Source organism: Curtobacterium sp. MCPF17_050, from assembly GCF_003224435.2.
Taxonomy (GTDB): Bacteria; Actinomycetota; Actinomycetes; order Actinomycetales; family Microbacteriaceae; genus Curtobacterium.
On sequence record NZ_CP126250.1, the window covers coordinates 1,795,041 to 1,813,419 of the forward strand.

13 protein-coding genes and 1 tRNA gene are annotated in these 18,379 nt (G+C 71.2%); 2 read left to right on the plus strand and 12 right to left on the minus strand.

The features are described 5' to 3' along the window. Position 1: 1 nt before the first annotated feature. Positions 2–2,674, minus strand: a complete 2,673-nt coding sequence (polA, locus tag DEJ34_RS08555) for a DNA polymerase I (RefSeq protein ID WP_110910827.1) — start codon at positions 2,672–2,674, stop codon at positions 2–4. A 96-nt stretch (positions 2,675–2,770) separates the two neighbouring features. Here polA and DEJ34_RS08560 point away from each other — a divergent pair, with 96 nt between their 5' ends. Then, positions 2,771–3,202, plus strand: a complete 432-nt coding sequence (locus DEJ34_RS08560; RefSeq protein WP_110825038.1) for a PaaI family thioesterase — start codon at positions 2,771–2,773, stop codon at positions 3,200–3,202. 13 nt (positions 3,203–3,215) lie between these two features. Here the strand turns inward: DEJ34_RS08560 and DEJ34_RS08565 are convergent, their stop codons facing one another. From DEJ34_RS08565 to DEJ34_RS08575, 3 genes are all read right to left on the minus strand, one after another. Next, a complete protein-coding gene (locus DEJ34_RS08565) occupies positions 3,216–3,683 on the minus strand; it encodes a GNAT family N-acetyltransferase (protein WP_110910826.1) in 468 nt (155 codons plus the stop codon). A 108-nt stretch (positions 3,684–3,791) separates the two neighbouring features. Then, complete coding sequence (locus DEJ34_RS08570) at positions 3,792–4,397, minus strand: ANTAR domain-containing response regulator (protein ID WP_110825040.1); 606 nt, start codon at positions 4,395–4,397, stop codon at positions 3,792–3,794. Positions 4,398–4,497: 100 nt separating this feature from the next. Next, positions 4,498–4,577, minus strand: a tRNA-Leu gene (locus DEJ34_RS08575). Positions 4,578–4,679: 102 nt separating this feature from the next. Between DEJ34_RS08575 and DEJ34_RS08580 the strand changes: the two genes are divergently transcribed. After that, positions 4,680–5,219: an HdeD family acid-resistance protein gene (locus DEJ34_RS08580; RefSeq protein WP_181419531.1), complete on the plus strand. Its 540-nt coding sequence runs from the start codon at positions 4,680–4,682 to the stop codon at positions 5,217–5,219. 33 nt (positions 5,220–5,252) lie between these two features. Here DEJ34_RS08580 and DEJ34_RS08585 read toward each other — a convergent pair whose 3' ends face one another. The 8 genes from DEJ34_RS08585 to trpC form a co-directional block, all read right to left on the minus strand. After that, positions 5,253–6,392, minus strand: coding sequence for a VIT1/CCC1 transporter family protein (locus DEJ34_RS08585; RefSeq protein WP_110910824.1), 1,140 nt, complete (start codon positions 6,390–6,392; stop codon positions 5,253–5,255). Between the two features lie 168 nt (positions 6,393–6,560). Beyond that, positions 6,561–8,006: a pyruvate kinase gene (gene pyk, locus DEJ34_RS08590; RefSeq protein ID WP_110891288.1), complete on the minus strand. Its 1,446-nt coding sequence runs from the start codon at positions 8,004–8,006 to the stop codon at positions 6,561–6,563. A gap of 99 nt (positions 8,007–8,105) precedes the next feature. Beyond that, positions 8,106–9,563 carry a glutamate synthase subunit beta gene (locus tag DEJ34_RS08595; RefSeq protein WP_110825044.1) on the minus strand — a complete coding sequence of 486 codons (1,458 nt, stop codon included), beginning with the start codon at positions 9,561–9,563 and terminating at the stop codon, positions 8,106–8,108. Positions 9,564–9,622: 59 nt separating this feature from the next. Then, positions 9,623–14,257, minus strand: a complete 4,635-nt coding sequence (gltB, locus tag DEJ34_RS08600; protein WP_502864004.1) for a glutamate synthase large subunit — start codon at positions 14,255–14,257, stop codon at positions 9,623–9,625. 187 nt (positions 14,258–14,444) lie between these two features. Further along, complete coding sequence (gene lgt, locus DEJ34_RS08605; protein ID WP_110910823.1) at positions 14,445–15,434, minus strand: prolipoprotein diacylglyceryl transferase; 990 nt, start codon at positions 15,432–15,434, stop codon at positions 14,445–14,447. A 96-nt stretch (positions 15,435–15,530) separates the two neighbouring features. Further along, a complete protein-coding gene (gene trpA / locus DEJ34_RS08610) occupies positions 15,531–16,325 on the minus strand; it encodes a tryptophan synthase subunit alpha (protein WP_110891290.1) in 795 nt (264 codons plus the stop codon). After that, complete coding sequence (gene trpB / locus DEJ34_RS08615; RefSeq protein ID WP_110910879.1) at positions 16,322–17,536, minus strand: tryptophan synthase subunit beta; 1,215 nt, start codon at positions 17,534–17,536, stop codon at positions 16,322–16,324. The genes trpA and trpB overlap by 4 nt, the downstream gene beginning before the upstream one ends. A gap of 43 nt (positions 17,537–17,579) precedes the next feature. Continuing rightward, positions 17,580–18,377: an indole-3-glycerol phosphate synthase TrpC gene (gene trpC / locus DEJ34_RS08620; RefSeq protein ID WP_110910822.1), complete on the minus strand. Its 798-nt coding sequence runs from the start codon at positions 18,375–18,377 to the stop codon at positions 17,580–17,582. Positions 18,378–18,379 lie beyond the last annotated feature (2 nt).

Below are 18,379 nucleotides of genomic sequence, written 5' to 3' on the forward strand. Positions count from 1 at the left end.
GTCAGTGCGCCGCGGACTCCCAGTTCCGGCCGACGCCGACCGACACGTCGAGCGGCACGCTCAGCTCAGCGGCACCGCCCATGCGGGTCCGGAGGATCTCCTCGACGCGCTCCTGCTCGCCGGGCGCGACCTCGAGGATGAGTTCGTCGTGCACCTGCAGCAGCAGCCGGGAGCCGAGGTCGCCGTCGCGCAGGTCCGCGTCGACCCCGAGCATCGCGATCTTCATGATGTCCGCCGCGGATCCCTGGATGGGCGCGTTCAGGGCGGCACGCTCGGCGTTCTCGCGGAGCACCCGGTTCGGGCTCTTCAGGTCCGGGAACGGTCGACGACGGCCGAAGATCGTCTCGGTGTACCCGTCCTCGCGGGCCTGCTCGACCACGTTCCGGAGGTAGTCCCGCACGGCGCCGAAGCGGGCGAAGTACTCCGTCATGAGCGTGCGGGCCTCGCTCTGCTCGATGCGGAGCTGCTTCGAGAGCCCGAACGCGCTGAGGCCGTACGCCAGGCCGTAGGACATCGCCTTGACCTTGGTGCGCATCTCGGGGCTGACGTCGGACGGTTCGACGCCGAAGACGCGGGCGCCGACGAACCGGTGCAGGTCCTCGCCCTCGTTGAACGCCTGGATCAGGCCGGCGTCCCCGGACAGGTGCGCCATGATCCGCATCTCGATCTGCGAGTAGTCGGCCGTGAGCAGTGTCGTGTACGGCTCGGCGACGGCGAACGCGGACCGGATGCGGCGCCCGACGGCGGTCTTCACCGGGATGTTCTGCAGGTTCGGGTCCGTGGAGGAGACACGTCCGGTGCTCGTGCCGGTCTGCTCGTACCGGGTGTGGATGCGACCGTCGACGACCGCGGCGTCGAGGGTGTCGACGATCTGCCGGAGCTTCGTGGCGTCGCGGTGCTGCAGCAGCAGTCCGAGGAACGGGTGCGGGTGCTGCTCCTGCAGGTCGGCCAGGCTCGCGGCGTCCGTGGAGAACCCGGTCTTCGTCTTCCGGGTCTTCGGCATCGCGAGCTCGGTGAACAGGACCTCCTGCAGCTGCTTCGGCGACCCGAGGTTGACCTCGTGCCCGATCTCCGCGAAGGCCTGCTGCGCGAGGTCGGCGGCGCGCTCCCCCAGCTCGTGGGAGAGCCCGGTGAGCACCGGCCGGTCGATCCCGACGCCCGTCGTCTCCATCCGCGCGAGCACCGCCGTCAGCGGGAGCTCGATGTCGTCGAGCACCGTCAGCGAGCTCGGGTCGATGCGGGCACGCAGGGCCGTGGTGACGCGGAGCACGTACCAGGCGTGCACGCCGACGTTGACCGGCTCCGTCTCGGGGACGAGCTGGTTCGGGTCGGCGGTCGGCAGCTCCTCGCCCAGTTCCTGGTACACGAGGTCCGCGAGGGGCTGCCCCTGCTTGCCGGGGTTCGCGAGCCAACCGGTGATGCGGGCGTCCCCTGCGACGCCCGCGATCGTGAACCCCGCGGTCCCGAGCGCCTTGATCGCGGCCTTCGCGTCGTGGAAGTGCTTCGGGGCGTCCGAGGCGAACCACGTGGCCAACTGCTCGTAGTCCAGCGCCCCGCTGCCGCCCGGCACGAGGACGGCGTCGTCGTGGGTGGCGATGCCGATCGCGCTCAGACGACCGTCGATGACCTCGACCGCGACGCCGTACCCGTTCTCGGCGTCCGCGGCGTCCTTCCGCTCGAGCCAGTGACCGAGTTCCTCGTCGATGAGGGTCTTCACCGGCGGCGGCGTGGGACCGGCGTCCTCGACGGTGCCGTCGGTGGTGACGGCGTCGGCCGCGTCCCCGCCGCCCACCACCTTGAAGACGCGGTCGAGCAGCGTGCGGAACTGCAGGGTCGCGAACAGCTCGCGGACCGCGGCTTCGTCGAGCGGTCGGAGGGCGACGTCGGCGGGACCGACCGGCAACTCGACGTCGGTGACGAGCCGGTTCAGCTTCCGGTTCCGGATCGCCCTGTCCTTCTGCTCGCGCAGGTTGTTGCCGACGACGCCCTTGATCTCGTCGGCGTGCTCGAGCACGCCGTCGAGCGAGCCGTACTGCGTGATCCACTTGACGGCGGTCTTCTCGCCGACCTTGTCGATGCCGATCAGGTTGTCGCTCGTCTCACCGACGAGGGCGGCGATGTCCGGGTACTGGTGCGGCTCGATGCCGTAGCGCTCGTACACCTTGTCGCGGTCGTAGCGGGTGAGCTCGGAGACCCCGCGCACGGACGGGTACAGCAGCGTGACGTCGTCGTTCACGAGCTGGATGGAGTCGCGGTCGCCGGACACGACGTACACCTGGTACCCCTGGTCGGCGCCCTGCTTCGAGAGGGTCGCGAGGATGTCGTCGGCCTCGAAGTCCTCCTTCGTGACGGTGGTGATGCCCATCGCCTCGAGCGCCTGCTGCAGGAGCGGGATCTGGCCCTTGAACTCCGCGGGGGTCTCGGAACGCGTGCCCTTGTAGTCCTCGTACTCCCGTGTGCGGAACGAGAACCGGGAGATGTCGAACGCGACCGCCAGGTGCGTCGGCTTCTCGCGCTGGAGGAGCATGAGCAGCATCGAGATGAAGCCGTGGATGGCGTTCGTGTGCTGCCCCTCGCGGTTCACGAAACTGTCGACCGGGAGGGCGTAGAACGCCCGGAACGCGAGCGAGTGGCCGTCGATGACCATGAGGGTAGGCTTTGCGGAGTCCGACACCCGGACAGCCTACCGACGGCCCCCGACGGCCGGCCCCGGGCCGACTCCGGGCCGGCTCCGAGGACGGCGGGCAGGACCACCGCCCGAGGAGCACGCATGACCGACGCGACCACCACCACCGGCTCCCCCGAGGGCCTCGCCGAGTACGCCGACCGCGGCATGGGCGAACTCGCGGAGAAGATGGGCATGGTCTTCACCGAGCTCTCCGCCGAGCGTGCCGTCGCGAGCATCCCCGTCGAGGGCAACCGCCAGCCGGTCGGGCTCCTGCACGGTGGCGCGTACGTCGTCCTCGCCGAGAGCCTCGGCTCGATGGCGGCGAACATCCACGCCGGCCCCGGTCGGTACGCCATGGGCATCGAGCTGAGCGCCTCGCACTCCCGCAGCGCGACGAGCGGCCGTGTGACCGGCACGTGCACCGCGATCCACCTCGGCGGCACCCTCACGACGCACGAGATCGTCCTCACCGACGACGAGGGCCGTCGTTGCTCGACCGTGCGCATCACGAACATCATCCGCGACGCTCGCTGAACCCCGCGGTCGGTCAGTCCTCGGGCGGCGCCTGGAGCAGCAGTCGGGCGTCCCCGAACCCGAGCCGCCGGTACAGCGTCTCGCCGGCGACGCTCGAGTGCACGGTCGTCCGCTCCGCACCGACCTCCTCGGCGAGGTCGAGTGCCGCACGGACCAGCCGCTGCGCGACACCGCGGCCCCTGGCCTCGGGTGCGACGTACACCGTCTGCACGTCGGCCGTGCACCGCTCCGGGCGGTCCGGGGTCGGTGGTCGGGCGACGATCGCGAGCCAGGCCATGCCGACGACGACCCCGTCGAGCTCGGCGACCACGCACCGGTGCGTCTGCGGGTGCGCGAGCGCGAAGGCCGTCATGGCCTCGCGGAACGCCTCGGGCGTCCCGGCCGGGGCCGTGCCGTCCTCGTCCACCCGCCACCGCCACCGCAGGTCGGCCACCGTCGCCATGTCCTCCGACCGGGAGGCCCGGATCACCACGTCGTCCATGTGCCCAGCCTGCCAGCTGGCGCCGCCGGAGCGAGGACCGCACGACGCCGGACGCACGGAAGGCGCCGTCCGCTCCGGACGGCGCCTTCCGTGGGGTGGCTGGTGGGACTACTTCTTCGCGCTGAGCTGCTCGATGATCGCCTTGGCGACGTCGTGCATCGTGAGCCGGCGGTCCATGGACGCCTTCTGGATCCAGCGGAAGGCCTCGGGCTCGGTGAGGCCCATCTTCTCGTTGAGCAGGCCCTTGGCGCGGTCGACGAGCTTGCGGGTCTCGAAGCGCTCGACGAGGTCCGCGACCTCGGCCTCGAGCGTGATGATCTGCTGGTACCGCGAGAGGGCGATCTCGATCGCGGGGAGCAGGTCGTTCGGCGTGAAGGGCTTCACCACGTAGGCCAGCGCGCCGGCCTCGGTCGCACGCTCGACGAGTTCCTTCTGGCTGAACGCCGTGAGCAGGACGACCGGGGCGATGTGGTTCTTCGACAGCTTCTCGGCCGCGGAGATGCCGTCGAGCTGCGGCATCTTGACGTCCATGATCACGAGGTCGGGACGCAGGTCGGTGGCGAGCTGCACCGCGGTCTCGCCGTCTCCGGCTTCACCGACCACGTCGAACCCGTTGTCGCGGAGGATCTCGACGATGTCGAGACGGATGAGCGACTCGTCCTCGGCGACGACGACGCGACGGGGTGCGGCTGCGGTTGCTTCTGTGTCACTCACGACGAAGAGCCTACTAGACGCGCGATCGGACGGCGGCATCCGGACGCGATCCCCAGCGGGTCCGATCGGGCACCTGACGGGACCGGCCGAGCGGACCGAGTACGAGTGGCGGGACTCGAACCCGCACGCCAGAGGCAGAGCATTTTGAGTGCCCCGTGTCTACCATTCCACCACACTCGCGAGCGGAGCCAGCGTAGCAGCCACCGCGACGCCCCGCCCGGACCGACGCCCTCGCCGCACGGTACGGTCGGAGGTCCGGCAGTCCAGTCAGGAGGAGCCACGGTGGATTCACGCGCCGTCCGCACGTTCCGGGCGTTCGTCATCGTCACCGGCGCCGTCGCGATCGTCGCCGGCATCGTCGCCGTCGTGTGGCCGCGGCCGACACTGGTGCTCGTCGCGCTGCTCTTCGGGGTGTACCTCGTCGTCTCCGGGGCCATGCGCGTCTTCGCGGCCGCGCGGGGACACGGCACGTCGACCGTCTGGCGCTGGACCTCCGGCGTCGTCGGGTCCCTCGTCGGGGTCGCCGGACTCGTCACGCTCGTCGACCCCGCGGTACCGCTCGTCGTCTACGCGGTCCTGGCCGGGGTCGGGTTCCTCGTCGAGGGCGTCGCGGCGCTCGTCGGTGCACTCGTCGGGCACCCCGGTTCCTCCCGGGTGCCGTCCGTCGTGAGCGGGCTGCTGTCGCTGCTCTGCGGCGTCGCGGTGCTGCTCGCCCCGACGCTCGCCCTCGAGGTCTTCACCGTCCTGGCCGGCATCGCCCTCGTCGGCGTCGGCAGCGCGGCGCTGCTCCTCCTGCCCGCGCGCGCCTCCGCCCGGCGCTGAACCGGATCGACGCAGCCCGGCGGCGGGGCTGCGTCAGGCCGACCCGGTCCCGAAGAGCAGACCGAGGACGTACGTCACGGCGGCGGCGCCGAAGCCGATCCCCAGCTGTCGGAGCGCCCGCCGGAGCGGCGACGCTCCGCTGAGGACACCGACCACGGCACCGGTGCCGAGCAGCGCGAGGCCGACGAGCGCCGAGGCCACCCCGATCGCGGCCCAGCCGTCGAGCCCGACCAGGTACGGCAGGACCGGGATCACCGCGCCGGAGGCGAAGAAGCAGAAGCTGGAGAGCGCGGCGCTCGTGCCCGTGCCGACCGCCTCGTGCTCGTCGGTCCCCTCGGTGCCGACCGGGCGGGGCAGCGCGGAGCGGCTCCGCACCACCGGCACCCCGCCGGTCGCGGGGCCGGCCAGCAGGGCGGCGAGGACCTCGTCGGCGTGGGCTGCGGCCTCGTCCTCGGACATCCCGCGCGCCCGGTAGACCAGCGCGAGCTCGTTCGCGTCCACGTCGAGGTCGGCGACCGCGCGCTGCGCTTCGGGGTGCGGGGTCGATGCGTCGAGGAGCTCCCGCTGTGACCGGACGGACACGTACTCCCCCGCCCCCATGGACAGCGCACCCGCCAGCAGGCCCGCGATGCCGCTGAGCAGGACGAGGTGCCGGTCCGCCCCGGAGGCGCTCACCCCGATGATGAGCGCGAGGTTCGACACCAGTCCGTCGTTGGCGCCGAACACCGCCGCGCGGAAGGTGCCGGACAGGCGCATCCGCCCGCGGTTCGCCAGCCCGCGGACGACCTCGCCGTGGATCCGCTCGTCGGCCGCCATCTGCGCGGTCGCGTCGGCGTCGTCCGCGTACGGCGAGCGGTCCTCCGCGCGTTGCATGAGGGCGAGCACGAAGACCGACCCGAACCGCGCCGCCAGCGCGGCGAGCACCCGGGTGCGGAGGCTCCCCCGCAGCGGGCGTCCGACGTCGTCCCCGAGCAGGTCGCGCCAGTGCTGCTCGTGACGCCCCTCCGCCTCGGCCAGGGCGGCGAGGATCTCGCGCTCCTCGCCGGTGCGTCGCGAGGCGAGGTTCCGGTAGACGGCCGCCTCGGCACGCTCGTCGGCGAGGTACCGGCGCCACCGCTGCACGTCGGCGCGGGACCGGGACGCGGTGTCGGTCCGGAGGCTCGGATCACCCATGCGACGCTCCTCGCGTGCTCGTGCCGGTCGGTGTGGACGGGACCACGGTACCCGCGTGCGGACCGCGCCCGACGGGTGTCGTGCCTCCCGGCCGGGACGGCGGAGGCCGCCACCCTGGTGGGTGACGGCCTTCCGGATCGTGTCGGTCACGGACCGACGCGACCGTGCTCAGTCGCGGACGTAGGCGGGTGCCGCCTCGGCGTGCGCGTCGCCCACCCGGTGCACGCGCAGGTCGTTCGTCGAGCCCTCGAGTCCGGGAGGCGAGCCGGCCGTGACGATGACCCGGTCGCCGGGGACGGCGAGGCCGTTGCCGATGAGGACGTCGTCCACCTGGGAGAAGAGCTCGTCGGTGTGGGTCTTCCGGTCCACCAGGTAGGACCGCACGCCCCACGTCATCGCCAGACGACGACGCGTCGTCTCGTTCGGGGTGAAGGCGATGATCGGCAGCCCGTGGCGCAGGCGGGACATGCGGCGGGCCGAGTCACCGGACTCGGTGAACACGCAGAGGTACGACGCCTCGGTGAACTCCGCGATCTCGACCGCCGCGAGGGTGATCGCGCCACCGAGCGTGCGGGGCTTCGTGCCGAGCGGGGCGATGCGCTCGAGGCCGTGGTCCTCCGTCGACTCGACGATGCGGGCCATCGTGCGCACGGTCTCCACCGGGTACTCACCGACGCTCGTCTCACCGGAGAGCATGACCGCGTCGGCACCGTCGAGGACGGCGTTCGCGACGTCGGACGTCTCGGCGCGTGTCGGGATCGGGGACGAGATCATCGACTCGAGCATCTGGGTCGCGACGATGACCGGCTTGGCCATGCGGCGGGACAGCTCGACCGCGCGCTTCTGCACGATCGGGACGGCCTCCAACGGGAGCTCGACACCGAGGTCACCACGGGCGACCATGATCGAGTCGAACGCGTCGATGATCTCCTCGAGCGCGTCGACGGCCTGCGGCTTCTCGACCTTGGCGATCACCGGGAGGCGCTTGCCCTCCTCGTCCATGATCTGGTGCGCACGCTCGACGTCGGCGGCGTTGCGGACGAACGAGAGCGCGATGAGGTCCGCGCCCATGCGGATGCCCCAGCGGAGGTCGGCTTCGTCCTTCTCGCTCAGCGCGGGCACGTTCACCGCGACACCGGGCAGGTTGATGCCCTTGTTGTTCGAGACGGTGCCGGCGACGACGACCTCGGTGCGGACGCGCACGCCGTCGGTGTCGAGGACGCGGAGGCGCACACGGCCGTCGTCGATGAGCAGCGGGTCGCCCGGCTTGACGTCCTGCGGCAGCCCCTTGAACGTGGTCCCGCAGACGTCCTTCGTGCCCGGCACGTCCTCCGTCGTGATCGTGAAGACGTCGCCGACGGCGAGCTCGTGCGGGCCGTCGGCGAACTTGGCCAGACGGATCTTCGGGCCCTGCAGGTCGACGAGGATCGCGACGGGCTTGCCCAGCTCCTCGGCGGCGCGACGCACGTTCTCGTAGTTGGCCTCGTGCACGCTGTAGTCACCGTGGCTGAGGTTCAGGCGGGCGACGTCGACCCCGGCCTGGATGATCTGCTTGACGACCTCGTAGTCGGAGGTGGCAGGTCCGAGCGTCGAAACGATCTTTGCGCGTCTCAATGGATTCCTTCGTGTGGTGGAGGTGGCTTCGCGGAACGACGAGAGGCCACCAGCACCCTATCGAGTGCCGGTGGCCTCCCGTCTACGAGGTGGGGACCATCAGACCGAGATCGCCCGGTCCGTCGCCTTGACCGGAGCCGGCAGGATCGTCGACCCCTCGAGGTACTCGTCGACCTTGGCCGCGGCGGCACGCCCCTCGGCGATCGCCCAGACGATCAGGGACTGCCCACGACCGGCATCGCCGGCGACGAACACGCCCGGCTCGTTCGTGGTGTAGTCCGCCTGGCGGGACACCGCGCCCGACACGGTGGTCGGGAGCCCCAGCTGCGGCTCGATCGTGTCGGTCTCCGGACCGGTGAAGCCCATCGCGATGAGCACGAGGTCCGCGGGGATCTCACGCTCGGTACCGGCCTTCGGGACACGGCGGCCGTCGACGTACTCGGTCTCGGCGACGCGGAGCGCACGGACCTCGCCGGCCTCGTTCGCCAGGAACTCGACCGTGGTGGCCAGGAACATGCGCTCCCCGCCCTCCTCGTGCGCGCTCGTGACCTCGAACACCGTGGCGAACATCGGCCACGGCTGGTCCGACGGGCGCTCCAGCGGCGGCTGCTTGCCGATCGCCAGGTTCGTCACGCTGAGCGCACCCTGGCGGTGGGCGGTGCCGATGCAGTCCGCGCCGGTGTCACCGCCGCCGATGACGACGACGTGCTTGCCCTCGGCCGTGACCTGGTTGTCGACCACGGTGCCCGCGTTCGCCTTGTTCTGCTGGACGAGGTAGTCCATGGCGAAGTGCACGCCGGCGAGGTCACGACCCGGGATCGGGAGGTCGCGCGGCACGGTCGCCCCGGTGGCGACCACGACCGCGTCGTACCGCGACTTCAGGTCGTCCCAGGTGATGTCCCGACCAATCTCGACACCGGCACGGAAGCGGGTGCCCTCGGCCTGCATCTGGGCGAGGCGGGCGTCGATCTGCCGCTTCTCCATCTTGAAGTCCGGGATGCCGTAGCGGAGCAGACCACCGATGCGGTCGTCGCGCTCGTACACGGCGACCGTGTGACCGGCACGGGTCAGCTGCTGCGCGGCGGCGAGCCCTGCGGGACCGGAACCGACGACCGCGACGGTCTTGCCGGTGAGGCGCTCCGGCGGGTGCGGCGTGACCCAGCCGTTCTGGTACGCCTCGTCGATGATCGAGACCTCGACCTGCTTGATCGTCACCGGCGGCTGGTTGATGCCGAGCACGCAGGACGCCTCGCACGGAGCCGGGCACAGTCGCCCCGTGAACTCCGGGAAGTTGTTCGTCGCGTGCAGACGCTCGATGGCCTGGCGACCCTCGCCGCGCCACGTGAGGTCGTTCCACTCCGGGATGAGGTTGCCGAGCGGGCAGCCCTGGTGGCAGAACGGCACGCCGCAGTCCATGCAGCGCCCGGCCTGTCGCTTGAGCGCGCCGGACTCCTGCTGCTCGTAAACCTCTTTCCAGTCCATGAGCCGCAGCGGGACGGGACGGCGGGCCGGCAGTTCACGTTCCTGGACCTTCAGGAACCCCTTGGGGTCAGCCACGGGTCACCTCCTGGGTGAGGGTGCGGGTCGAGCGGGAGTGGAGGCGGGTGCGCGCGTGGTCAGCCACCGGTGACCTCCAGGATGCGGTTCCAGACGACGGTGCCGTCCGGGTCGAGGCCCTCGTCGACGGCCTGCTGACGCGTCTGGAGCACCGCCGCGTAGTCACGCGGGAGCACCTTGACGAACTCGGACAGGTCGCCCGAGTCGAGCAGCCCGGCGGCGATCGTCGAGCCGGTCTCGTCGGCGTGCCGGCGGAGCAGGTCGGTGACGATCGCGACGTCGGCGCTGTCGAGCGGTTCCAGGCGGAGCTCACCGGACGCGAGCGCATCGGTGTTGACGAGCTCGCGACGGAGTCCGCGGACGTAGGCCGTGCCTCCCGACATGCCCGCGCCGAGGTTCCGGCCGGTCTCGCCCAGGATGAGCGCGAGCCCGCCGGTCATGTACTCGAGTGCGTGGTCGCCCACGCCCTCGACGACCGCGGTGGCACCGGAGTTGCGGACCAGGAAGCGCTCCCCCACGATGCCGCGGATGAACATGCTGCCCTGGGTCGCGCCGTAGCCGATGACGTTGCCGGCGATGACGTTCTCCGACGGGTCGAAGCCCGCGTCCGCCGCCGGGCGGACGACGATCTCGCCACCGGACAGCCCCTTGCCGACGTAGTCGTTGCTGTCGCCCACGAGCCGCAGGGTGATGCCGGCCGGCAGGAACGCGCCGAGCGACTGACCCGCGGAACCGCGGAGGGTGATGTCGATCGAACCGGTCGGCAGGCCGTTCTCCCCGTGCCGGAGCGTCACCTCGTGGCCGAGCATCGTCCCGACCGCGCGTTCCGTGTTGCGGATCGGCAGGTCGAGCGTCAGCGTGCCGCCGTGCTCGAGCACGTCGGACGCCTCGGCGATGAGCCGGTTGTCGAAGTGCTGCTCGAGCTCGTGGTCCTGCGCGCGGCGCCGGGTGCGCGGCTCGTCCGCCCCGAAGTCCGGCCCCTTGAGGACGGGTTCGAGGTCGAGTCCGGACGCCTTCCAGTGCGCGACCGCACGGTCCACGTCGAGCACGTCGGCGCGCCCGATGGCCTCGTCGAGGCTGCGGAACCCGAGCTCGGCGAGCAGTTCGCGCACCTCTTGCGCGATGAACTCGAAGAAGTTCACGACGAACTCGGGCTTGCCCGAGAACCGCGCCCGGAGCTCCGGGTTCTGGGTGGCGACGCCCACCGGGCAGGTGTCGAGGTGGCAGACGCGCATCATGATGCAGCCCTCGACGATGAGCGGCGCCGTCGCGAAGCCGTACTCCTCGGCACCGAGCAGGGCCGCCACGAGCACGTCGCGCCCGGTCTTCATCTGGCCGTCGACCTGCACCGTGACACGGTCGCGCATGCCGTTGAGCATGAGCGTCTGCTGGGTCTCGGCCAGACCGATCTCCCACGGGGTGCCCGCGTGCTTGAGCGAGTTGAGCGGGCTCGCGCCGGTGCCGCCATCGTGACCCGAGACGAGCACGACGTCGGCCAGTGCCTTCGTCACGCCCGCTGCGACCGCGCCGATGCCGGACTGGCTGACGAGCTTGACGTGCACGCGGGCCGAGGGGTTGGCGCGCTTGACGTCGAAGATCAGCTGCTTGAGGTCCTCGATCGAGTAGATGTCGTGGTGCGGCGGCGGCGAGATGAGGCCGACGCCCGCCGTGGCGTGCCGCGTCCGGGCCACCCACGGGTAGACCTTCTGCGGCGGCAGCTGCCCGCCCTCGCCGGGCTTCGCGCCCTGCGCCATCTTGAGCTGGATGTCGGTGGCGTGGGTCAGGTACATGCTCGTCACGCCGAACCGGCCGGACGCGACCTGCTTGATGGCGCTGCGCCGCTCGGGGTCGAGCAGACGCTCGACGTCCTCGCCGCCCTCGCCCGTGTTCGAGCGACCGCCGAGGCGGTTCATGGCGATCGCGAGCGTCTCGTGTGCTTCCTGCGAGATCGACCCGTACGACATCGCGCCGGTGTTGAACCGCTTGACGATCTCCGCGATCGGCTCGACCTCGTCGAGCGGTACGGGCTTGCGCGTGCCGTGCGAGAACCCGAACAGGCCGCGCAGCGTCATGAGCTGCTCGGACTGGTCGTCGACGGCCTTCGAGTACTCGCGGAACACGTCGTACCGGCGGGCTCGCGTGGCGTGCTGCAGCCGGAAGACGGTGTCCGGGTTGAAGAGGTGCGGCGGGCCCTCACGGCGCCACTGGTACTCGCCGCCGGTCTGCAGTCGCTCGTGCGAGAGCACGGCGCCGTCCTGCGGGTACGCCTGGGCGTGTCGCTCAGCGTTCTCCGCGGCGATCACGTCGACGTCGACTCCACCGAGGATCGACGACGTGCCGGTGAAGTACCGGTCGACGACCTCCTGGCTGAGACCGACCGCCTCGAACGCCTGGGCGCCGGCGTAGCTCGACACCGTCGAGATGCCCATCTTCGACATGATCTTCAGGACGCCCTTGCCGAGCGCCTTGATCACGTTCTTGACGGCCTGCTCCGGCGTGAGCCCGGTGATCATGCCCGAGCGCACGAGGTTCTCGCACGTCTCCATCGCCAGGTACGGGTTGATCGCGGACGCGCCGTAGCCGATGAGCGTCGCGACGTGGTGCACCTCGCGGACGTCGCCGGCCTCGACGATCAGACCGACCTTCATGCGCTGCTCGGTGCGGATGAGGTGGTGGTGCACGGCGGCGAGCAGCAGCAGGCTCGGGATCGGCGCGTACTCGGCGTTGCCGTCACGGTCCGACAGGACGATGAACTGCTTGCCGGACTCGATCGCCGCGTCGACCTCGTCGCACACGGCGGTGATGCGCTGCTCCATGGCCGTCTCGCCGGCGTCCACGCGGTAGAGCCCGCGGATCGTCACGGTGAGGTGCCGCCCGGACGCCGTCTCGAAGTGCTGGATCTTCGCGAGCTCGTCGTTGTCGATCACCGGGAAGTCGAGCACGATCTGCTTCGCGTGCTCGGGCCCGGCGGTGAGCAGGTTGCGCTCCGGCCCGAGGCCGAGCCCCATCGAGGTGATGACCTGCTCGCGGATCGAGTCGAGCGGCGGGTTCGTCACCTGGGCGAACTGCTGCGTGAAGTAGTCGAACAGCAGTCGCGGACGCTGCGACAGGACCGCGATCGGGGTGTCGGAGCCCATCGCGCCGAGCGGCTCGGCCCCGGTCTGCGCCATCGGGCGGAGCAGGATCCGGACCTCTTCCTCGGTGTACCCGAAGGCGCGCTGCCGCCGGGTGACCGAGGCCGGGGTGTGCACGATGTGCTCGCGCTCGGGCAGGTCGGCCAGGTTGATGCGACCGGACTCGAGCCACTCGGACCAGGGTCCGGACGCGGCGAGCTCGCGCTTGACCTCGTCGTCCTCGATGATCCGGCCGTTCTCGGTGTCGACGAGGAACATCCGGCCCGGGCGCAGACGGCCCTTGCGGACCACCTTCGACGCGGGCACGTCGATGACACCCGTCTCGCTGCCCATCACGATGAGCCCGTCGTCGGTCACCAGGAAGCGTCCGGGACGCAGGCCGTTGCGGTCGAGCGTGGCGCCGACGAGCGTGCCGTCGGTGAACGTGATCGCGGCGGGGCCGTCCCACGGCTCCATGAGCATCGAGTGGTACTCGTAGAAGGCGCGGAGCTCGGGGTCCATGTCGACCTGGTTCTCCCAGGCCTCCGGCACCATCATCGACATCGCGTGCGGGAGGGACCGACCGGTCAGGGTGAGGAGTTCGAGCACCTCGTCGAACGAGGCGGAGTCGCTCGCACCCGGGCTCACGATCGGCAGCAGCGGTGCCATGTCGCCGAGGAGCTCGCTCTCGAGCTGCGACTGGCGGGCCCGCATCCAGTTCCGGTTGCCGCGCACGGTGTTGATCTCACCGTTGTGGGCGAGGGAGCGGAACGGCTGCGCGAGCGGCCACGACGGGAAGGTGTTCGTCGAGTAGCGCGAGTGCACGATCGCCAGACGCGACGCGAAGCGCTCGTCGCTGAGGTCGGGGTAGAACGGCTCGAGCTGGAGCGTCGTGACCATGCCCTTGTAGACCATGGTGCGGCTCGACAGCGACATGAAGTAGAGCTCGCTGTCCTGCTCCGCACGCTTCCGGAGTCGGAACGCCTGGCGGTCGAGCTCGATGCCGGAACGCGGCGCGCCGTGCTCGTCCGTGTGCGTGGACACGACGAAGACCTGCTCGAAGGCGGGCATCGCCGCACGCGCCAGGGTGCCGAGGACCTCGGGTCGGACCGGCACCTCACGCCAGCCGAGCACGCGGAGCCCCTCGTCCGCCGCGAGTGCCTCGACGGTCGCCTTGACGGTGGCGCGGGCGTCGGCGTCGAGCGGCAGGTAGGCGGTGCCGACCGCGTACTGGCCGGCGTCCGGCAGGGCGAACGGCGCGACCTCGCGGAAGAACGCGTCCGGGACCTGACAGAGGATGCCCGCGCCGTCACCGGTGCCGGCGTCCGACCCGACGGCACCGCGGTGCTCGAGGTTCCGGAGCGCGCCGAGCGCGGCGTCGACGATGTCGTGGCCGGGCGTCCCGCGGAGCGTCGCGACCATCGCGAGACCACAGGCGTCCTTCTCGTTCGCCGGGTCGTACATCCCGGCGGCGTCGGGGACCGCCGAGAACCGTCGGTGCGGCGAGCGGAGCCCGGTCCGGGACGACGAGTCCGTCGCGCCGTTCGGGACTGCAGAGGGCTGAGATGGCAGGAGCGCCATGGGGAACCGTCCTCACGAGGAAGTGGAACAGGGACAGCGGTGGCCCGGTGGTGCGTTCCGCCCGAGCGGGCGGGACTGGTGCCCGTGCTCGCCGCCAGGAGGTGTCCGGGCGGCGTGCGAGGAGTGGGGCCCGCTTGTGGCGGGCCGCGATCGCGGTGTGGTGCTGGGTTCGGGAGAGGTCGGGACCTCAGTGTCGGTCGGCTGCGCTGGCGACCGGCTCCGGATCGGCGACACCGGTCGTGGTGTCGTGCTCCGAGTAGGTGTCGTCCGAGTCTACATCGGACTTCGAGCGGGGCTCGCGACCCGGCAGGTACGGGCTCGGCTCCTTGCCGAGGTGACGACGGGACTGCACCCAGAAGACCAGCAGGCCCAGCAGGATCGCGGCGAAGGACATCCAGACGTTGGTCCGGACGCCGCCGAAGGTCTCGCTCGTGTCCACGCGGATCGACTCGAGGACGGAGCGGCCGACGCCGTACCAGATGAGGTACAGGGCCATCACACGTCCCCACTGCAGGCGGAACTTCCGGTCGAGGAGCAGGATGACCACGGCACCGACGACGTTCCAGATGATCTCGTACAGGAAGGTCGGGTGGAACAGGACGCCCTCGGGCAGGCCGGCCGGGTACGCCGGGTTGGTCGCCTCGATCTGCAGGCCCCACGGCAGGCTCGTCGGCATGCCGAACAGCTCGTGGTTGAAGTAGTTGCCGAGACGGCCGGCGGCCTGGGCGAGCAGGACGCCGGGCGCGGCGGCGTCGATGAACGCCGAGAACCGCAGGCCGGTCTGCCGGCAGCCGATCCAGGCGCCGAGCGACCCGAGGATCAGCGCGCCGAAGATCGCGAGTCCGCCCTCCCACACGTAGAACACCGAGAGCGGGTCGATCCCGGGACCGAAGTAGTCGTCGACGTGCGTCAGCACGTGGAACAGGCGGCCGCCGATGATGCCCGCCGGCACCGCCCAGATGGCGATGTCGATGATGATCCAGCGCTCGGCACCGCGCGCGTTGAGCCGGGAGTTCGTGAGCAGCACCGCGATGACGATCCCGACGAGGATGCAGATCGCGTACGCGTGGATCCGGAAGTCCAGCGGCATCGAGATGCCGAACGTGCTCTGCAGCCAGGCGGTCAGGTCGAAGTACTGCCACGCCGTGCTCGGGCTCGGGATGCTCAGGAGGGACATGTGGGTGCTGTCGCCTTTCACGGGGCTGGTGGTCGCCGGTCCTGGTGGTGCCGGGGGCCGGTCGGCCCCGATCACTGTAGCGCGGGTCGACCCGGCTCAGCGCCGCGCGGAACCCGACGACAGGTCGGCGGCACGCTCCGCGACGCCGGAGACGCCGAGGTCCGCCAGTGCCCGGACGAACGCGGAGCCGATGATCGCTCCGTCCGCGTACTCGAGCACCTCGGCGACCTGGTCGGCGGTCGAGATCCCGAGGCCGACGCACGTGCGCTCGACACCCGCGTCGCGGAGCCGCGAGACGACGGTGCGGGCCGCGCTGTCGACGCCGGAGCGGGCACCGGTGACGCCCATCGTCGAGACGGCGTAGACGAACCCGCGGCTCCGGTCCACGGCCTGCTTCATCCGGGCGTCCGTGGAGGACGGGGCCGCGAGGAACACCCGGTCGAGCCCGGTGCGCTCCGAGGCGTCGATCCACTGCCGGCCCTCGTCCGGGATCAGGTCCGGCGTGATGAGGCCGGCCGCCCCGGCCGCGACGAGGTCGTCCGCGAAGCGGTCCACGCCGTACCGCAGCACGGGGTTCCAGTACGTCATCACGAGGACGGGGGTGTCGACGCGCTCGGTGATCGCGTGCACCGCGTCGAAGACCTGCGCGACCTTGAAGCCGTTCGCCAGGCTCTCCTCCGCGGCGCGCTGGATGACCGGGCCGTCCATCACGGGGTCGGAGTACGGCAGCCCGAGCTCGATGACGTCGACGCCGTTCTCGGCGAGGGCCACGGCGGCGTCGATGCTCGTCTGCAGGTCCGGGTAGCCGGCGGGGAGGTACCCGACGACGGCACCGGCGCGCTCGTCGTTCGCGCGGTCGATGGTCGCGGCGACCGTCTTGTTCGTGCTCACGACTGCACCGCCGTCTCGTTGAGGATGCCGAAGTACCGACTGGCGGAGGCCACGTCCTTGTCGCCGCGGCCGGACAGGTTCACGAGGACGACGCCGTCGGGGCCGAGCTCCTTGCCGAGCTTGATCGCCCCGGCCAGGGCGTGGGAGGACTCGATCGCGGGGATGATGCCCTCGGTCCGGCTCAGCAGGCGGAAGGCCTCCATCGCCTCGGTGTCCGTGATCGGCTCGTACGTCGCGCGACCGATCGAGGCCAGGTAGGCGTGCTCCGGACCGACGCTCGGGTAGTCGAGCCCGGCCGAGATGCTGTGGCTCTCGATCGTCTGCCCGTCCTCGTCCTGCATCAGGTAGGACTTCGCACCCTGCAGGACGCCCTCGCGACCGAGGGTGATGCTCGCGGCGTGCCGACCCGTCTCCACCCCGTCGCCCCCGGCCTCGAAGCCGTACAGCCGGACGGACTCGTCGTCGAGGAAGGCCTCGAAGATGCCCATCGCGTTCGACCCACCGCCGACGCAGGCGGCGACGACGTCCGGCAGGCGCCCGACGCGGTCGAGGACCTGCTGACGCGCCTCTTCGCCGATGACCTTGTGGAACTGTCGCACCATCTCCGGGAACGGGTGCGGGCCGGCGACGGTCCCGAGCAGGTAGTGCGTCGAGTCGACGTTCGCGACCCAGTCCCGCAGGGCCTCGTTGATGGCGTCCTTCAGCGTGCGCGAGCCGGTCTCCACCGGGATGACCTGCGCGCCGAGGAGCCGCATGCGGGCCACGTTGAGCGCCTGTCGCTCGGTGTCGACGGCGCCCATGTACACGACGCAGTCCATGCCGAAGAGGGCCGCCGCCGTCGCGGTCGCGACGCCGTGCTGTCCCGCTCCGGTCTCCGCGATCAGGCGGGTCTTGCCGAGCCGGCGCGCGACGAGCGCCTGCCCGAGGACGTTGTTGATCTTGTGCGAGCCGGTGTGGTTGAGGTCCTCGCGCTTCAGGACCACCCGGGCACCACCGGCGTGCTTCGCGAACCGCGGCACCTCGGTGATGATCGACGGCCGCCCGGTGTACTCGCGGTGGAGCGTGTCGAGCTCGTCCCGGAAGGACTGGTCGGCCCAGGCCTCCCGGAAGGCGGCTTCGAGCTCGTCGAGCGCCAGGACGAGCGACTCGGGGACGAACCGCCCGCCGAAGTCGCCGAAGTACGGGCCTTGCAGGTCACGGAGTGAGGTCACGGTGGTGCTCCCGGGAGTGCCCGGCACGGGGCCGGACGGGTTGTCAGCCGTCGATGAACGACGCGAGCGTGGCGGCGGGGTCGGCGCCGGTGACGAGCGCCTCCCCGACGAGGACGACGTCCGCCCCGGCGGACCGGTAGTGGGCGACGTCGGCGGGGGTCTTCACGGCGGACTCGGCGACGCGCACGACCCCGTCGGGGATGCGGTCGGCGAGCGAGCCGAACAGTTCGCGGTCGAGCGAGAAGTCGGTGAGGTCGCGGGCGTTGACACCCAGGATGCGAGCACCGGCGTCGAGCCCACGGGAGACCTCGTCCGCCGAGTGCGCCTCGACCAGGACCCGCATGCCGAGCTCCTCGGCGAGGCCGTGCAGCTCGACCAGGGCGGGCTGCTCGAGCGCGGCGACGATCAGCAGGACGAGGTCGGCCCCCGCCGCACGCGCTTCCAGCACCTGGTACGGGTCGGCGATGAAGTCCTTGCGGAGCACCGGCACCGACACCCGGGCCTTGACCGCCTCGAGGTCGGCGAGCGACCCGAGGAACCTGCGCCCTTCGGTCAGGACGCTGATCGCCGAGGCTCCGCCGCGCTCGTAGTCGGCGGCGAGCGACGCCGGGTCCTCGATGGGCGCCATCGACCCGCGGGACGGGCTGGCCCGCTTGACCTCGGCGAGGACCTTGACGCGGTCCCCCGGCGCGAGGAACGTGAGGGCGTCGAGCGGGGACGCGACCCGGTCGAGGTCACGCTCGACGTCCGCGTACGGCCGGTCCAGGCGACGGGCCGCGGCGTCCTCGAGCGCGCCGGCGACGAGGGTCAGGAGGAGGTTCTCGGAGGGCGCGGCAGGCACGC